The organism is Peribacillus sp. SRI_006, assembly GCF_057586375.1.
This window is the reverse complement of sequence record NZ_JBYCZT010000005.1, coordinates 54,116-72,029: the sequence shown is the minus strand read 5'-3', so window position 1 is coordinate 72,029 and position 17,914 is coordinate 54,116. Positions and strand designations below refer to the sequence as shown.

Annotated in this window: 16 protein-coding genes and 1 pseudogene; 6 read left to right on the top strand and 11 right to left on the bottom strand. The window is 41.5% G+C overall.

Annotated elements, in window-relative coordinates:
• Positions 1–87: 87 nt before the first annotated feature.
• Positions 88–873 carry an SDR family oxidoreductase gene (locus tag AC2YHV_RS08270; protein WP_487373016.1) on the top strand — a complete coding sequence of 262 codons (786 nt, stop codon included), beginning with the start codon at positions 88–90 and terminating at the stop codon, positions 871–873.
• Between the two features lie 50 nt (positions 874–923).
• Here the strand turns inward: AC2YHV_RS08270 and AC2YHV_RS08265 are convergent, their stop codons facing one another.
• Entirely contained in the window at positions 924–2,156 is a 1,233-nt protein-coding gene (locus AC2YHV_RS08265; RefSeq protein ID WP_487373093.1) for a multidrug effflux MFS transporter, read from the bottom strand.
• Between the two features lie 536 nt (positions 2,157–2,692).
• Between AC2YHV_RS08265 and AC2YHV_RS08260 the strand changes: the two genes are divergently transcribed.
• Positions 2,693–2,833, top strand: coding sequence for a hypothetical protein (locus AC2YHV_RS08260; protein WP_487373015.1), 141 nt, complete (start codon positions 2,693–2,695; stop codon positions 2,831–2,833).
• Between the two features lie 164 nt (positions 2,834–2,997).
• Here the strand turns inward: AC2YHV_RS08260 and AC2YHV_RS08255 are convergent, their stop codons facing one another.
• Positions 2,998–3,969 (bottom strand): 2-hydroxyacid dehydrogenase, encoded by a 972-nt coding sequence (locus AC2YHV_RS08255; protein WP_487373014.1) that lies wholly within the window; start codon positions 3,967–3,969, stop codon positions 2,998–3,000.
• Between the two features lie 307 nt (positions 3,970–4,276).
• Here AC2YHV_RS08255 and AC2YHV_RS08250 point away from each other — a divergent pair, with 307 nt between their 5' ends.
• On the top strand, positions 4,277–5,242 hold the full coding sequence (locus AC2YHV_RS08250; RefSeq protein WP_487373013.1) for an MBL fold metallo-hydrolase: 966 nt from the start codon (positions 4,277–4,279) through the stop codon (positions 5,240–5,242).
• A gap of 55 nt (positions 5,243–5,297) precedes the next feature.
• Here AC2YHV_RS08250 and AC2YHV_RS08245 read toward each other — a convergent pair whose 3' ends face one another.
• Positions 5,298–6,269, bottom strand: coding sequence for a TRM11 family SAM-dependent methyltransferase (locus AC2YHV_RS08245; protein ID WP_095679628.1), 972 nt, complete (start codon positions 6,267–6,269; stop codon positions 5,298–5,300).
• A 146-nt stretch (positions 6,270–6,415) separates the two neighbouring features.
• Complete coding sequence (locus AC2YHV_RS08240) at positions 6,416–7,507, bottom strand: CotH kinase family protein (RefSeq protein ID WP_487373012.1); 1,092 nt, start codon at positions 7,505–7,507, stop codon at positions 6,416–6,418.
• 154 nt (positions 7,508–7,661) lie between these two features.
• On the opposite strand from AC2YHV_RS08240, the pseudogene AC2YHV_RS08235 reads away from it, so the two are divergent.
• Both AC2YHV_RS08235 and AC2YHV_RS08230 read left to right on the top strand, forming a co-directional pair.
• Positions 7,662–7,715: pseudogene (locus AC2YHV_RS08235) on the top strand (hypothetical protein); the annotation flags it as partial.
• A 22-nt stretch (positions 7,716–7,737) separates the two neighbouring features.
• Positions 7,738–8,121 (top strand): hypothetical protein, encoded by a 384-nt coding sequence (locus AC2YHV_RS08230; RefSeq protein WP_487373100.1) that lies wholly within the window; start codon positions 7,738–7,740, stop codon positions 8,119–8,121.
• Positions 8,122–8,381: 260 nt separating this feature from the next.
• Here AC2YHV_RS08230 and AC2YHV_RS08225 read toward each other — a convergent pair whose 3' ends face one another.
• The 3 genes from AC2YHV_RS08225 to AC2YHV_RS08215 are packed head-to-tail and all read right to left on the bottom strand — an operon-like array spanning position 8,382 to position 11,129.
• On the bottom strand, positions 8,382–8,693 hold the full coding sequence (locus tag AC2YHV_RS08225) for a DUF3870 domain-containing protein (protein ID WP_095679647.1): 312 nt from the start codon (positions 8,691–8,693) through the stop codon (positions 8,382–8,384).
• A gap of 28 nt (positions 8,694–8,721) precedes the next feature.
• A complete protein-coding gene (locus AC2YHV_RS08220) occupies positions 8,722–9,927 on the bottom strand; it encodes an acyl-CoA dehydrogenase family protein (RefSeq protein ID WP_487373092.1) in 1,206 nt (401 codons plus the stop codon).
• A gap of 14 nt (positions 9,928–9,941) precedes the next feature.
• Positions 9,942–11,129 carry a CaiB/BaiF CoA transferase family protein gene (locus tag AC2YHV_RS08215; RefSeq protein ID WP_487373011.1) on the bottom strand — a complete coding sequence of 396 codons (1,188 nt, stop codon included), beginning with the start codon at positions 11,127–11,129 and terminating at the stop codon, positions 9,942–9,944.
• Between the two features lie 443 nt (positions 11,130–11,572).
• Here AC2YHV_RS08215 and AC2YHV_RS08210 point away from each other — a divergent pair, with 443 nt between their 5' ends.
• Complete coding sequence (locus tag AC2YHV_RS08210) at positions 11,573–12,511, top strand: DHH family phosphoesterase (RefSeq protein WP_063577034.1); 939 nt, start codon at positions 11,573–11,575, stop codon at positions 12,509–12,511.
• Positions 12,512–12,628: 117 nt separating this feature from the next.
• Here AC2YHV_RS08210 and AC2YHV_RS08205 read toward each other — a convergent pair whose 3' ends face one another.
• The 4 genes from AC2YHV_RS08205 to AC2YHV_RS08190 form a co-directional block, all read right to left on the bottom strand.
• Complete coding sequence (locus AC2YHV_RS08205; protein WP_098864075.1) at positions 12,629–13,645, bottom strand: aliphatic sulfonate ABC transporter substrate-binding protein; 1,017 nt, start codon at positions 13,643–13,645, stop codon at positions 12,629–12,631.
• 41 nt (positions 13,646–13,686) lie between these two features.
• A complete protein-coding gene (locus AC2YHV_RS08200; protein ID WP_034314377.1) occupies positions 13,687–14,439 on the bottom strand; it encodes an ABC transporter permease in 753 nt (250 codons plus the stop codon).
• Positions 14,372–15,214, bottom strand: a complete 843-nt coding sequence (locus AC2YHV_RS08195; protein WP_057278916.1) for an ABC transporter ATP-binding protein — start codon at positions 15,212–15,214, stop codon at positions 14,372–14,374. Before AC2YHV_RS08195 ends, AC2YHV_RS08200 begins: the two co-directional genes overlap by 68 nt.
• 287 nt (positions 15,215–15,501) lie before the next feature.
• A complete protein-coding gene (locus tag AC2YHV_RS08190; protein WP_487373010.1) occupies positions 15,502–17,604 on the bottom strand; it encodes a YhgE/Pip family protein in 2,103 nt (700 codons plus the stop codon).
• Between the last annotated feature and the right edge of the window lie 310 nt (positions 17,605–17,914).

Here is a 17,914-nt window from a genome sequence, read left to right as displayed (position 1 = left end):
TATAATTTTTCTATATTACAACTGCCATGATGTTTCTACATACTCCCAAACTGGGAATAGAAGACTTAAAAGGAGCGTGTGAAGTGTATGACAGAATTAATGAAAAACAAAGTTGCCATCATTACCGGTGGGGGATCAGGAATTGGCCGGGGCGCTGCACTGAAACTAGCTGAAAACGGCGCGAACATCATCTTTTTTGATCGTACAGTCGAAAATGCCGAAAAAGTGAAGGAAGAAGTGGAGAACCTTGGCCGAGAGGCTTTAATCATTAAAACGGATGTTTCCAAGGCTGAGCAAGTTGAACATGCTTACAAGACGGCCTATGAACATTTTGGGAAAATTGATTTTGTATTTGCAAACGCAGGCATCAACGGAGTGATTGCCCCTATAGAAGACATAAAGCCAGAAGATTGGGATCAGACACATACCATCAACCTCAAAGGCACCTTTCTCACCATCAAATACGCCATTCCCTACATGAAGGAAACGGGCGGCAGCATCGTAATCAACAGTTCCATCAATGGAAACCGATATTTCAAGAATTTTGGTTTTTCCGCTTATAGTTCATCCAAAGCTGGTCAAGTCGCTTTCGGAAAAATGGCTGCACTCGAATTGGCAAGATATAAAATCAGGGTAAATACCATTTGTCCCGGCTCCATCGATACGAACATTCACGATAACACATTCCCGGAAGATGAAAACTTAAAAAAAATCACGATTCCCATTGAATATCCCGAAGGCTCCCAGCCCCTGGCGAAGAAAGCGGGGACTGCCGAACAAGCTGGTGATCTCGTATTGTTCCTAGCATCAGACATGTCCTCCCATGTTACGGGCACGGAAGTTTATATCGATGGAGCGGAATCACTATTATGAATCAAAAAGGCAAAAAGCTGAAATCCACATCAGGATTTCAGCTTTTCTTTTTAAGCAACTCGCCTTAACCCGCGACGGGCAAGGAGTAAATAAGCGCACATGGCGATGACATGACAACTTACCATCACAATTCCCATCGGCAAGGGAGACTCACCTGAACCTAACCCCACCAGGGGAGCCATTAGTGATCCTAATATGAAGGGAAGCAAGCCAATTAAAGCCGAGGCACTGCCTGCCGTTTTTTTCTGATTTTGCATCGCTAAAGAAAAACTCGTTGTACCGACAATACCGACGCTGGAGACGGAGAGGAATAAAGCCGCCAAGATTCCGGCCAAGCCCATTTCGAGAAGGACTGAGGCCAGAAGTAATATTCCCCCAAACAAAGCTAGGCATAACCCCATTTGAAGCAATCTTTCTTCTTTAACCTCGCCAGCCAGCTTCCCGGCAACTTGTGAAGCGATGATGATCCCAACCCCGTTTATTGCAAAAATCAGGCTGAAGGTCTGTGGGGAAACCCCATAAATGTTCTGGAGAACAAAAGGCGATCCGGAAATATAAGCGAACATTGCAGCACTTATGAATCCTTGTGCAAACGCATAGCCCATAAACACACGATCCTTCAATAAGTTCCCAAAAGTCCTGATCGTATCATTTACCCCGCCAGCACTCCTGTGATTGGACGATAAAGTTTCCTTTATCCCAAAAAATGCAGCCGCAACCATAATGATACTTAATACTGAAATGACAATGAAAACGCCCCGCCAAGAAGTGAACTGCAAAAGTTGACCGCCAAAAACCGGAGCCAATATCGGTGCCGTCCCATTTACCAGCATTAACATGGAGAAGAACTTGGTCAAATCCGTTCCTGAAAAAAGGTCACGAACTATGGCCCTTGAAATGACAATGCCTCCCGCTCCCGCAATACCTTGGATAAAACGTAATAATAAAAGCAATTCAATGGTTGGAGCAAAAGCGCATAACAGAGATGAAATGCAATAAATGGATAAAGATATGATTAACGGTGAACGCCTTCCTTTTGCATCACTTAGAGGCCCTAAATAGATTTGGCCCAAAGCCAAGCCTAACAAGCAGGCAGTCAAGCTTAGCTGCGCTAACGACGTACTGCTTTTCAGATCCTCTGCCAGTGTGGGGAGACCCGGTAAATACATATCAAGTGACAGTGGTCCGATCGCTGCAAAAGACCCTAGCATAAGAGCCATCAACAGCCTTTTGGATTTAGTCATTTCGTTGCCTGATGATATCGTTTCCTTCATTTCAATCATTATTAACCCTATCCCTTTCAACTAATTGTTCTTCCTAATAAACTCGACTTTCTTTATTTTACAAAAGATCGGCACAATTTACGATAAGTATGCTCCACTTGAATGGGATTCTTCCTTTCGGCACTCAGGTAAGCACAGGTGCATCAAAACTCTGAAATCTTCTAAAAAGGACAAATCATATTTCAGAAAATATCATTTGAGAATACTGCGAACCAAAGAAACACTATTACATTCCTCATAAAAAAATGACCACATTTTTGGGGTCATTTCAGATTGTAGACAAACTCGATGAAAATCGAGTTTGTCTATTTTTATGGCTTGTACAATTTGGACGTTGATTGGAACGTAGGGCACTCGCTTTCCGCGGGCGGTCGGCCCTCGGTTTTCGCCTGCGGGGTCTCCCCTAGACGCGCTTTTCTAAGCAGGAGTCTCGAATACCCGCTCCAATCAACTTTGTCTTACCTTTTAGTTAGAACACTTTTGCCTGGAGTCATTTTTGTTTTAAAATAGAAGTATTAAAACTTGAGGTGATGAGGATGCTTTCTAAACATGATTCTATTCAGCGAGATCAACTTGAAGTGAAGAGAGCTTGCCTGCAGCGTTTTTATTTAAAAAAGGTTGCCGGTGATTTCAGAAATCCGCTCCCTTTCCGCCGACTGTCTGCCAAGCCTCCTTGACGCAAGCGTCTGTGGGGTCTCGGCAAGCCAGTTATTCGGCAGGAGTGTCGCAAATTTCTTCAATTCAATAAGGGTTATAGTAAAAAAACATGAAGAATAGTCTATTCTTGTTTTAAAATCTTTGTTCGGGATGAAACCAATCCGAACCCCATTTTAGCGTCATATTATTTATTCAACAATACTAAATTACGGGGAGTATCACCAGTTAATCCGTCCACCAAGTTTTGTACAGCAAGAGTTGCCATTTTCATTCTTGTGGCAATGCTAGCACTCCCGATATGCGGTAATGTAACCACATTGGGCAAAGTTAGCAGCGGGTGGTCCAGAGGGACGGGCTCTTCTTCGAATACATCCAATCCAGCCGCCCAAATCTCTCGATTTTCCAGCGCCTGGTACAACGCTTTTTCATCGATAATTCCGCCTCTTGCGGTATTAATGAGCACAGCCGTCCCTTTCATCAATTCCAGCTGCTCCTTGCCAATCATATAAGCCGTTTCCGCTGTGAGCGGCAGCATGACACAAACGAAATCCGAGATTTGGAGCAATTTTTCAAGGGGCTGATATTCGATTCCTAACTCTTTTTCCTGTTCATATTTACGGCTTCGATTAAAATAAACTAAGTTCATATCAAATCCCTTAGCTCTTTTTGCAAGGGCTTCCCCAATTCTGCCTAACCCGATGATACCCAGCGTTGCACCGTGTACATCTTGTCCTGTCAGCTGCATCGGCGACCATGTTTCCCACTTTCCACTCCTTAAATAATCTTCTGCCTCCATCATCCTCCTTGCCGTTGCAAGCAGTAAGCCGAAGGTTAAATCAGCTGTCGTTTCCGTTAAAACCCCCGGTGTGTTCGTTACCATGATGCCCCGTTTTGTTGCACTTTGAACGTCAATATTATTATGGCCCACTGCCATATTCGCGATGATTTTCAGATTGGGTGCCTGTTCAATCAGTGACTCATCGATTTGTTCCGTCAATAAGCAAAGCAGCCCCTCGACTTCTTTCATTTCTTCTACAAGGACATTTCTAGGGACCGGTATATCCTCTTGATCCCACATCCTGACATCATAATTCCGACTAAGACCTTCGATGATTCGTTCTGGCAATTTCCTTGTAATATAAATTTTTGGCTTCAAACCATAACCTCCTATACCGTTTCGTTCCATGGAACACATTCAGTTTTCGTTACAATAATTAAATTTAAAGAATATTGGCTAAATGACTAGCTTGTTTATTCAATTTTAAAATAAACTAGATAAATAGACCATCCATTTCCAATCAATCTTACTATTAAATTTCTTGATTGCCTGGAAGCTTCCGCTTGACAGTTTCGATTCATTCATCCAATCATAGAATAATAACCATTTACATCTATTACGTCATTAGTAATATCGCAATTTTCCAGATGAAGTTTATCTCGATTTAGGAGGATATGGGACGTTCATGAAAACGAATACAACATTTAAAATTTATCCAATTATAGCTCCAAGCGCTTTATCTTTAAAAAGTATAAACTTTTATTTAGTGAAACAGGATGAATCTTTAACATTAGTCGATGCAGGTATGAATGATGACGTTTGCTGGAATGCACTGCAGCAAACATTAAACGAAAATGGATTTACAGTTGGGGACATCACGGAAATTTTGTTGACCCATCACCATGGAGACCATGTTGGTTTGGTCAACCGGATTACCGAACTCCATCCGATTCCCGTTTATGCCCATTCTAAATCCATTCCCCGTTTAAAAAGGGACGCTGATTTCTTAAGTATGAGAATTGAATTTTATAAACAGCTATACCTTGAGATGGGCTGTGGTGAACTTGGAGATAAACAAGTGGCTTACCTATTCAACGCGGTCGATAATAATAAAGATCAAAAACTGAATGGTGACATCATCGCAATCACGGAAAAACACTGGCTGAATTTTGAAGTGATCGAATTTCCCGGGCATGCCCCGGATCAAATTGCTTTCCTTGACCGAGAAGGGAAACGGCTTCTTGCCGGTGATTTATTAATTGAACATATCTCAAGCAATGCCTTGATCGAACCTGATGAAAACGGTAATAGAATGCTGACTCTTGTAGATCATATCGATTCATTAAAACGATGTTTAGCATTACAGGTGAATCTCCTCTTTCCTGGTCATGGTAACGTGATTGAACAACCCGGTCATCTGATTGAAAAAAGACTCAACAGCATTGAGAGGAAATCACAAAAGATCCTGGCCTTGATAGAATCCGGAATTTCTAAAGGCAATGAACTGGCAAAGGAGTTTTACAAACAAAAGTATATAGCAGAATTCCCGCTCGTCATGTCAGAAATCATCGGCCATTTGGATTATTTGGAATATCAGGGGAAGGTCACGAAACAACTCGTTGAAAATGTAGTTCATTATCAAGCTAAATGACATCAAAAAAGGCTGAAATCGATAAGGATTTCAGCCTTTCCTTTACTGATGAAACCTACACGCACACGACAATCTCTCTGGAAAAAAGGCCTTTCCTGGCAACACATCGATCAGCAATCTCAAATCCAGCTTCTTCAATCATATGATCCATCGTATCGATCGTTACGACAACGACCTTATCAGCAAAGCTCCTTGCGTGCTTAAGGATTGATAGCTGATCCTCCGGCGTCGCATGTGTATATAGATTATAAGGCATATCGATAATCGCTACATCATATTTACTGGTGACCTCCGAAATCGGACCTGTAGTTACATCACCTTCGAGTCCGAAATAGGCAATGTTCTCCCTTGAACCGTCGGTAACAAGCGGGTTGATATCCCGGCCATCAATATTGATCCCCATCGAAAGGGCTTCCACCAATACCGTTCCAATTCCGCAGCATGGATCAATTGCCTTCACCCCATCCGGATGTGGAACGGCAATGTTGGCAATGGCCCTTGCCACTCTCGTGCTAAGCGCTGTTGAATATTCACGGGGCTTCTTCATATGTTTTAACCAAACCGCTTCAGGTTTGACATACTTCCCAAAATACCAACGACCGCCAAGCGTCACGATTCCAAAGACCTGATCTGGATTACGCACATCGGCATTTCCCTGAATGTGCCAGCCAATCTGACGTTCAATTTCACGCTGTCCATCATAATCTATCTTTGCTTCTTTATTCAAATCATTAATTTTCACGAATAATACTTTGAATGTCGAGTCAGGCAAATGAATACCTTTTACTTGCTCAACGATTTCGGATATGCTTTCCCCTTCAAACATGATGTCGACCCGCCCTTTTATAAAAGGGCTCCTGCTCGGTTCAATGGCTATATCACTTTTCAAAATATCCCCTGAAGTCTCAAAGCCAAAGAAAGAACGCATCTCCATTTTAGATAATGAGCGTTCGTCAGGGGTGCATGTAAATGTATATATATATGCCGGTTTGCGGCTATGATTAGTCAATCCATTCCCATCCTTCATTACTTTAGATTATACCTTTCTATCAAACATAGCTGTAATAGTATAGAAAAGCAAATGGAATCGTGCAGAAAAAAACAGGAATGCTTTTTATTCAGCATTCCTGCCACTATATTTTTCATTGTTCCATCTCTAAACGAAAGGAATTATTAATCCAATTTATACAGGTGGCTATTTATATACTCCGCACGGGCCTCAATGAATTTCAGGATGAATTCGGGCTCATCATCAAATTTCTCCTTATTCCCCTTGATATATGGATCTTTTGATACATAAGGTCTTAATTGATCATGCATTTCCTGAATGATAGGTTTCATATAGGCCACGGTATAATGATTGTTCAAAATCTCCTTAAGAAGTTCTTGGTACCTGACACGAAATCCCCTTACATCAAGGATTCTAGCAGTCAATGTATTGAACCCCCCGATTCCCACATAATCCTCTTCCATCACTTTCCCGTTAACATCCCTGCCCCATGTCGCATCATAATCCCATGGAATCATTTCAAATAGACCGGTATCTCCATTTCGATACAAAGCATAGTTATGAACGAACCCATCATAGTTTTGCGTGAATATGACACCGGCCAGCCAGCGCAGATACTTTTCCACATCGACATATTTTACGATTCCCTTTTCAAAATCCACTCTTGAAATTGTATTGATTTGGAGGATCAGCTCTTGTAAATATAATTCCTCCTTTTCTGTCCCGCATTTTTTTTGATAGCCCATCTCCAATGATTTTTTGATTCCTTTATCCAAATCGCTCATCAATGAGAAATTGGCATCACCATCCACTGCATAGAAAATGGACCCATTGGGGAGCCCCCTTTTCTTCAAATAATATTCATCCACTGATTCCAATTCCAGATATATTCCCTCGTCCTTTCCGTTTAGATTTAGGAAAACGAACTGGGCTTTCGGTGATAAAGTCCCTATATCTGCAAAAAAATCTAAAGATAATTTATTTCTTAGTAAAGATTTATCTTTATATTCGGCATTTAAATGAACTTCCTTGGCATTCTTAAAAGTATTAGGTTTATAAAAGACTACATTATAGGATTTTTTCCGAAAACTTCGGATATGTGAGCCACGGTAAGCAATATCAATATCAAGTTTTTTTTTGTTGATCGTTAACTTTGCAGGTAAAGGATCATTGCACCATATATCTCTGCGAAGCTCCATTAAATTAACTGGTGGAATAAAAAGCTGATACACAGGCAGCTTCTTGTCAGCATTCATATAACCTAACCCTTCCCTTTCACTTTCCTATTAAATTATGGAAAAAAAGCGAGGGGTGTCACCAAAAACAAATATTTAATAAAAATGTGCTATTATCTCTGGCATATTACGTACAAGCGCATAGTTTAACGTATAGAAAGGGGGATATATAAATATGTCTGACATCAATCGTGATATACAAAATGCGGTGGATAGAGCTAATTCCTTCGGCTTAAGCGATTTCATGCATAATGACCCATGTTCAAAAGGCCGTTCTTCACGTAAAAACAACAATAACAGGCGAACTTCCCGCAGAAGCACTAAACGTTGCACGAGCAGGAATCGGTCCACTTCCGGCACGCAAAGGCGCTCTTGCTGGAAACGGAGATCTACATGCAGCACACAAAGGCGCACTAGCAGGAGGAGGTCCACTTGCAGCACACAAAGGCGCACCAGCAGGAGGAGGTCCACTTGCAGCACACAAAGGCGCACCAGCAGAAACCGGTGTTCCATATGCAGCAGACAACGGCGCTCCAACAGAAACCGGTGTTCGTCCAACCACTGCAGTTGGCTTTGCGGCAATAATTTTCGCAATAAACGGAAAAGGTGCTTCTAGTTTCATGGTACCGTTTTAATGTACAACTAATATTTTTTTACTGGATATTAAGCTTTACTTTAAAGTCCAAATTCTATAAAAAAACACAAAACTCGTCCTATAGGGGCGAGTTTTGTGTTTTTAAAATTATCACGATCGTTATATCCATTCAAATGTCCCTTCCCATAAACAATAAAAACACGGCCATTTATAATGACAGTGGACTTATTTGCCATGTACCTGAACCTATAAAAAAGGATCCTACCCTCTTACATACGGTAGGACCCTTTTCGGTTTCACTTATTTAACGGAGACCAATTCGAACTGTGCATACACATCCTTCAGCCCTGCTTGAATGGCTTGACCAGCCTTCCCACGATAATGATTTTGCACACGATCAATCAATTCTTCGATACCATCTTTCAGGCAATAACCGCGCAGCAGTTGTCGGATGAATTCCCTGCCATGCTCTGTAGCAAGCGTACAGGAAGCCTCGACTATTACTCCATATTTAAAGTCAAGCTCCACCGTGATCGTGATTGAATCATATATATTTCTCGCTGCCATCCCTTGAGGAAGTTTTGCATGCCCTGCAATAAAGTATGTGTTCATCATCTGATCTGATCTCCTCTATCTATAGTTAATGTACGGAAACTTGCTCGAAGGGCCATGCAGGCAATTGCTTGCGAAGCTCTTTATCTTGTCTATAGCCAAGTGCGTATTCACCCTGCATTACAGTATGAATCTCACGGGTTCCTTCGTAAATGACCGGAGCTTTTGAATTCCGCAGAAAACGTTCGACTGGATATTCATCCGAGTAGCCATAGGCACCATGAATTTGAACAGCATCATTGGCCGCTTCATTAGCAGCATTACATGATATCCACTTGGCAAGTGATGTTTCCTTCGTATTCCTTTTTCCTTGATTTTTCAAGGTGCCCGCTTTAAAGACCAGCAATCTGGAAATCTCTAAATTTGCTGTCATCTTGGCAATCATCTGTTGAACGAGCTGATGCCTGCCAATCTCTTTTCCGAATGTGCTTCGTTCATGGCAATACTTCAAGCTTGCTTCCAGGCTTGCTTCTATTAACCCTACAGCACCTGCGGCCACTGTAAACCGGCCGCTGTCCAATGCCGACATGGAAATTTTAAAGCCCTCACCTTCTTCACCAAGCCTATTCTCCACCGGAACTTTTACATCCGTTAAAAAGATCTCGCCTGTATTCCCTGCACGAATTCCTAATTTTCCTTTAATGGCTTTCGACTCCACTCCCTCGAAAGTCCGTTCCACGATAAAGGCAGTGATTCCCCTTGAACCGGCATCATGATCCGTCTTGGCGAAAATGAGGAAATGATCTGCATAATCACAGAGCGAAATCCATGTTTTTGACCCGTTTATGATATAATGGTCCCCAACACGTTTTGCCGTTGATTTCATTGCCGCTACATCAGACCCTGCATTCGGTTCAGTCAGCCCAAAAGCACCAATCTTGATTCCTTTTGCCTGGGGTACTAAATATTTCTGTTTTTGTTCTTCCGTCCCCCATTGAAGCAGGGTCATGCTATTCAACCCTGTATGTACAGAAACTGCAGTTCGGTAAGCCGTATCTCCTCGCTCCAGCTCTTCACAAACGATGGCTAGGGTATTATAATCCATTCCGACCCCGCCATACTCTTCGGGTATACACACGCCCATCAACTGCAATTCAGCTAACCTTTTTAAAATATGAGGCTGGAATTGACCTTGCCTATCCCACTCTTGAATATATGGAATAATTTCCTTATCCACAAATTTCCTTACCACTTTCTTCACACTTTGCTGCTCTTCTGTTAATTCGAAATTCATCATTAAAATTCCTCCTAAATAATTTTATTTTCCTTGAATTTGCTTATTTGATATGGACTATATCCTATTTCAGCCAAAATGGAATCGGTATGCTCGCCATAGAGAGGCGGATGCTTTCTCATGGTAACCGGTGTTTTTGAAAGGTTCAGGGGAGATCCCGTCACTTTAAGATCTTCGATTGTGGGATGTCCCATGCTCACCAACATGCCTCTTGCGATGATTTGCGGATCTTCGAACATCTCTGCTATATCATTAATCGGACCATTCGGTATCCCTGCATCATCAAACAGCCTTTTCCATTCCTTCTTTGTCTTACCTCTCAACGAATCCTCTAATATCGGTATTAATTCTTCCTTGTTTTGCAAACGTTTTTCATTATGTTTAAACTGTTCCTGTTCCGCTAAATCAGGTCTGCCTATAACGGTTGAAAATCTCCTGAACTGATCATCATTTCCCACAGCCACGACAAGCTCTCCATCCCTTGTCCCGAACGTCTGGTATGGAACGATATTTGGATGTTGGTTCCCCATTCTTTCAGGGGTCAAGCCACTGAATAAATAGTTGCTGGCGACATTCACCAATGTAGAAACCTGACAATCCATCAATGAAATATCAATTTCCTGGCCTTCCCCCAATTTATCCCTATGATGTAAAGCGGATAAAATGCCAATGCATGTATACAAGCCTGTCAATATGTCAGCTATGGCCACTCCGACCTTCACGGGACTCCCATTTTTCTCTCCGGTGATGCTCATCAAACCACTCATCGCTTGAATGATATAATCATAGCCTGGCAAATCTTTATAAGGACCGGTTAAACCAAATCCTGTAATCGAGGCCATGATCAGTTTGGGGTTGATTTCCCTTAAATCCTCATAACCCAACCCCAGTTTTCCCAATGTGCCTGTCTTGAAATTTTGAATCACTATATCCCCTGAAGCCACCAACTTCCGGAAAATCTCTTTTCCTTCCTCAGATTTTAAATTCAAGGTCATGCTTTGCTTATTTCGATTTGCACATAAATAGTAAGCGCTTTCTCCTTCTGCGAATGGCGGCCCCCACCCTCTCGTTTCATCCCCTGACTCATGATGCTCGATTTTAATGACATCGGCACCCAAATCGCCGAGAATCATTGAACAAAACGGCCCCGCCAAAACACGGGATACATCGATAATCCTGACTCCCTCCAAAGCTCCATTCATATCATCACCCCTTTCAAACTGTCGTGGATACACAAAAAAGAGCCAGTAAAACCAACAATGTCATTACATTGAATGTTTCACTGACCCTTATCCACGAACTGTCTTCCTGCAAAGGAAGATCAAGTGAACCAAGTCAATTTTTATGGATTCCAGTTTTTTATATCAAGCCGGCCATGCAACAAGGTAACTTGTTGTCATCGGTTTGGTAAATTAAGTATAGTAGTATTTTTTGAATTTTGCAATAATTTTGTTTGAGTGTTTTATTACATCTGTTCCGTATACTTTCCGTATGCCTCAGGACTCCCCCCCATCCAAAGTAATCGGAATTGCCTTTATTCGTTTGGCATGTGATGATTGAATAGGTATAACTGTCAATATATGAATTTTACATATTATCAATCGTCGCACGGCAGACAAGGAAAGGTTAAAAAGGGGATGGCGCTATGGACAATAAAAAACTGGAAATAATCGAAGCGATCAAGAAATACCACACAATCATCATTCATCGTCATGTAAATCCGGACCCGGATGCATTGGGATCACAACTCGGTTTAAAGAAGCTATTGAAGGACTCCTGCCCTTCTAAAGAAGTCTATGCGGTAGGCGAGGAAGTGGATAAGCTTCTATTCATAGGTGATATGGATGTCATTTCCGATAACAAATACAAAGGTGCCTTAGTGATTGTTTGTGATACTGCCAACATTTCACGGATCAGTGATTCCCGATATGATCATGGAGACATGCTGATCAAAATTGACCACCACCCCGAATACGAACAATTCGGGGACATTTCTTGGGTCGACCCTTCTTATAGCTCTGCAAGTGAAATGCTTGTTGATTTATTCTTGGAATTTCCAGAAGGCTTCATCATGAATAAAGAAGCGGCTAAATCTTTTTATGCAGGAATACTTAGTGATACAGGGAATTTCACGAATGGGAATACAACTCCCAGGACATTAAAAATGGTTTCGCACTTAAGAACCTATAATATTCAGCCAGAAAGAATCCATAACAGCCTTAATGTTAAGCCGAAAAACGCTTCCCGACTTCAAAAAGACATTCTCATGAGCTTCAAGGTAACTGATAAAGGGGTAGCTTACTTCATAATTACGGACGAGCTTTTAAATATGTATGGGGTGGATCGACTCGAAGCTTCGAATTTAGTCAATACGCTATCAAGTGTCAGGGAAAATAAAATCTGGGCTTTCTTCATCGAATACCCTTCTGAAATCCGTGTCAGGATACGTTCACGGAATATTCCCATCGCATCAGTCGCACGTCAATTCAATGGTGGAGGACATTCACTGGCTTCAGGCGCTACCATCCATTCCTGGGAGGAGGTTGATCATGTTATCCAAGCATTGGATCAAATCTGTCCATAAAGGAAGTTCATGACCTGAGGTGTTTATATGGAGGATTATTTCCCCGCTTAATTAAAATGGATTAATCCGGCCTTTTAAAAAAAGCGCCAAAGCCAGGATGGCTGAGGCGCTTGCTTGTTATTTGGACACTTCTTCAAGAATTGATAAATCGATCATGCCTTTTATATCACTGCTAGGGATATAACCGGCTTCCTTGCTTATGTCGGCCATTTCTTGAATGACTTGCTCATTAACTTCAGTTGTCACTTCAAGGCGTGAAAATGCTGAAGCCACTTCTTCTTTGCTTAATTCTTTTCCAGTCAGTTCCTTCAAATGCTTAATAACCAGTTCTTGGCTTTCTTCAGGATTTTCCTGTATGAACTTCACCGCTTTTTCATGCGCTTTCAAATAGGAAGCAGCGAACCCCTTTTTATCCAAGAACTTCTGGCTTGCAGCCACTACCGTGTTAGGTGAATCTTTTCCCCATGCAAATTGATCCCAGTCAAGCACCAGCTTTCCTTTTGCCTGATTTTCCAATACATACCCCCATGGTTCCTGGGTCGCTGCTGCATCGACAGACTTTTGAACAAAAAGGGCGGTTGTGTCAGCAGGTGCTGCCGCATACAGTTCAACTGTGCCCCCATTTGTAGTCGGTTTTAAATCTACATCTTGAAGGGCCTTCCTAAGCATGACATCCTGAGTGCTTCCAATGACGGGAATCGCTACCTTTTTACCGGCCAAATCTTTTAAATCCGTAACCTTGCTGCCTTCGCTAGCCACAAGTACGGCACCTCCATTAACAGCCCCGGAGATCAGGTGGTATTCAGGGTTTTTCACGTAAAAGTTAAGCAATGGACCAGGCCCGACCGTTCCGACATCAATGGCGTTTGTGGCCATTGCTTCCATGAATAATCCTCCATTGGCCACTGTTTTGGTTTCAATCTTGACATCTTTACCGAACTCTTCTTCGAAAAAGCCTTTTTCAAGTGCAATGATCGTTGCACTGTGGGTTAGGTTAGGAAAATAACCAATTTTCACGGATTTCCCCCCGGACCCTTTCCCTTCTTCATCATTACTGCTGGATTGAGTGCATCCGCTTACTATTCCGATTAACAAAACAGACAGAATAAGGGCAAAGAATGATTTTTTCAGCATATTTTTCTCTCCTTTAAAGCTATTATTTTATTAAACTACCGTTACTTCACTCCCCATTTCAGTTGAACATTACGTTCAAGACGGGAGAAGACGACATTATCCACGATTGTTCCGATGATTGCGATGATGATCATCACGGAGATGACCAAATCCATTTGTCCAAGTGATCTGCCCATTTCCAGCAATTGGCCCAGACCGCCTCCCCCGCCAAGTAATTCACCTGCCATCAATGCACGCCAGGAAAAGGCCCATGCAATTCGGAGACCGGATATTATTTGCGGGACGGATGCTGGTAAAATCACGGTACGAAGAAAATGAAATCCGGTCGATCCATATGTTTTGGCAACCCGCTGATACAACTGGGGTACATTCCGGAAGCCACTTGTTGCATTAACCGTCATCGTCCAAGTTGCTCCGATGGTGACGATGAAAAGGATCGAAAAATCATTCAATCCAAACCAAATGATCGCTAAAGGGAACCACACGATACTCGGAATGGACTGTAAAGCCGTCACGACGAATCCTAAAGTGTCTTCGACCAATTTAAAGCGCCAAATGAAATATCCTAATATCAGACCTACTATAATGGCAATCATAAAGCCGATCAGGATACGGCCAAGGCTTTTTCCGATGGCTTCGGTTATTTGTCCGCTCATCAGTCCCTTAAACAGAGTTTCCAAAACCTGAGTCAGGCTTGGGAACATGAAATCCGGAAGACTGGAAAGTCTAGATGTGACTTCCCATATCCCCGCTATCATCGCGATGAATATGATTCGTCTTAAAGCTGTAATCATTCCCCATTTCCTCCTTCAGCACTTTTTCAATTTCCTCCTGCAAAATCGATAGAACCCTTTGTTCTGTATGCAAAGTTACACTATCCGGCATAACTCCATCTTTCATGGAAGGAACGGAAATCGTCTCTTTGATTTTCCCGGGACGGGTAGCAAAGACGATAATTTTTTCGGAAAGCTGAACAGCCTCGCGAATATTATGGGTAACGAAAAAGATCGTCACTTTAGTTTTTCTCCAGATTTCGAGCAGCTCTTTATGCAAAACCATCCTCGTTTGCTCATCAAGTGCGGAGAATGGTTCATCCATCAACAGGATATCCGGTTCCATCACCAACGCTCTTGCGATGGCTACCCTCTGTTTCATTCCTCCTGAGAGTTGATGAGGATAGGAGTCAACATATCGGCTGAGGTGAACCATCTTTAAAATGTCCAATGCCTTGGCTTTTGCCTCTTCTTTGGGCATTTTCTTTATCTTCAATCCGTATGTAACATTTTCAAGTACTGTCAGCCAAGGAAATAAACCCGCCTCCTGAAACACGACAACCCGTTCCGGACCTGGCTTCACCACTTTTTTCCCAGCTACACGTATTTCACCCACATCTGCTTTATCAAGGCCGGCAATCAGATAAAGAAGCGTGGATTTACCACATCCTGAAGGGCCGACGATCGAAACGAAGCTTCCTTTCTCGACCTCTATGTTTATCTTATCGAGCACCTTTATGCTTTCTTTCTTTTCATTCTTAAAACTTTTTTCAATGCCATCTATTGTTAAATACATAAAGTCACCCCACTTTTATATCGCATCGATTTACTAAACATTATTTCTTAATAATGATTAATCCAATGGTTTTTGTCAACTATAAAAATGCAAAAATTCTAATTTATCGGTATTTTTCTATTCAACTGTCAATGTATTGATGAATATTCCAAACCTACATAAAAATACATATCTATAAATACCATTCAGCAAATAAAAAAACCCGAGCCCCTTTTAAGGGTTCAGGCTGAATATAACCATAATTTTCAACTTCAGTTAACCGCGGTCACAGCACTCTTTCAATTACCTTAAAAAATCCTGCTTCCATACAATTTATCCTTCATCTTTTGTGTCTTTGCATGCAGAGGCTTTTTCAAAATGACACCTAAGATGAACGTGATTATTAAAAAGAGAATCAAGATAAAAATGTCCTTGCCAGCTACACTCCAGGTTATTCCCCCAACAGATTCACGAAGCAAACCCACAGCATAGGTGAATGGCAAGAAAGGGTTAATATGCTGAAAAAAGGGCGGTGTGACTTGAATGGGGAAGGTGCCTCCTGAACTTGATATTTGAAGGACCATCAAGACGACGCTTATCCCTTTTCCAATATTTCCAAGAACGGAAACGAAGGTGTAGACAATGAGTGTAAATACCGTACTTATCAGAACGGAAAACAGGATGTACTCAAATTTATCCGCTACATAAACACCGATAAGGAAGATGTTCCCAATAGAAACACTAAGGGCCTGCATCACCCCAATGATGAAAAATATTAGATACCGCCCGATATAAATTTGATACGGGCTGTAGACCTTTTGAGAAACACCCACGCTAAGCATGGAAATCAATATTGTACCGCCGACCCAAAGGGAAAGTGCCGTAAAGAAAGGAGACATGGCGGATCCATAGTTCGGAATCGGAAAGAGACTGTGTTTATTGAGCAGAACTGGTTCTGAAAAAAATTCACTTTCTTGTTCAATATCATTCCTTAGGAAATCGATCACTTCTTCCATATTATAAGACTTATCAATTTCCCTCATTTTAGAAGCCAGAGCCTTTATTTTCGTTTCGATTTCCGGAAACTTATTCTGTAACTTATCAATATCCGCTGTACGTGTTTCCAATGTTCGATTGGTCTCATTCAACAGCGTCCTCACCTCAGGAAGAACCTTGGTTCCCTCCTCCATCGTAAGCTGGACATTATTCAATATTGCTTCTGTTTCATTCCAGATTTCATTGAATTTTGGCCCCGTTTCCTTTGAATAGTTCTCCTGGAAGCTTGCCAAGACTTGATCATTGTTCCTGCCAAGTTCGATAAGATTGCCGTATGCTCGGTCATTCAGCGCTTGAAGTTGGTTCGAAGCATTATCCCTTAGTTCATCAACCAGCTGTATTTCTGGCTGAAGCACGTTTTTCTCATTAAATTGATTGACTCTCACCAATAAATTATACATACTGTCCAAAAGGTACAACTCTTTATTTATCCTCGTTACACCTTGTTCCACTAGCTGATCCGACTCATTGTCAGGTAAATCCTGACCCGTTAACCGGTTTGCCAGCACTAAAATGGATTCATTATCGCTCCTTATGTTCGCAATATCATTTTTCAAGAGGGGATTGATTCCTTCGAATGCCTGCCTTGTTGAATCTACATAACTAGAAACGTCCGATACCAATTTGTCCTTCTGTGATGTTATTCCTTCTATCGAATTCAGGCCATCATTGACCCTCTTAATGATATCTTCAGCCTTTTTGACATGTGTTTGAACGGTTTTGATATTTTGTTCAAGCTCAGGCAGTTCAGCCTCTAATAAATAAACCATATTCTTCATTTTTTGAATCGTCGGCAACTCGTTTTGCAAGGTGATTCCCAGCTCATTAAAGATTGCAAGGATACTCCCACTGGCTGATTTGATAAAGGTTTTGCTCACATTGTCCACAATGCTGTTGGCACCCGCTGCCGTAATTTTAGGAGCAATAGAATTGATTTTTTCATTAACATAGTAATCAATCCCCGCCTTCTTAGGATCATCGGTCATGATCGTCGCAATATGTTCGGAAAAGTTCTCCGGAATGATGATGGATGCATAATAATCACCCTTTTCCACCTTTTCTATCGCTTCTTTTTCCGATGTGAACCTCCAGCCCAGATCCTTATTATCCTTTAACCCTTCCATTACTTCCTTGCCTATGTTCACGGCTTTACCATTTAACTCCGCACCTTTATCATTATTGGCAACACCGACAAGAATTCCTTCCGTGTTTGCATACGGGTCCCATGATGCAACAATATTAAACCACGCATAAATGGAAGGGATGAACATGAGAAAGACGACTACGATACAAACAAAGAAATTTTTATAAATGCTTTTTAAATCGTCAATGAAAATTTCCTGAATATTTCTCAAAACATACCCCCGTGCAAATGTATTTTGATACTATTATTCGTAGAAATTTCTTAATCGATACTAAGTAAACATATCCATGGATTCATCAAAAAAAAGAAGCAAGTATTGAGCGGCTTGCTTCTTGATATTTCACTAATATGAATGCCTGGTTTATTGAATGTTGTTTCATAATTCATTTTTTTATGTATCGCACCAATCGTTTAAATCTATTAATTCAAGAGGGGTTCCCAAATCAAAGACGGTTTCTTGTCTGTTTCCTTTACAGAATAAATGGCAAGGTGTAAGAACATACTATCTCAAACGAACTGTC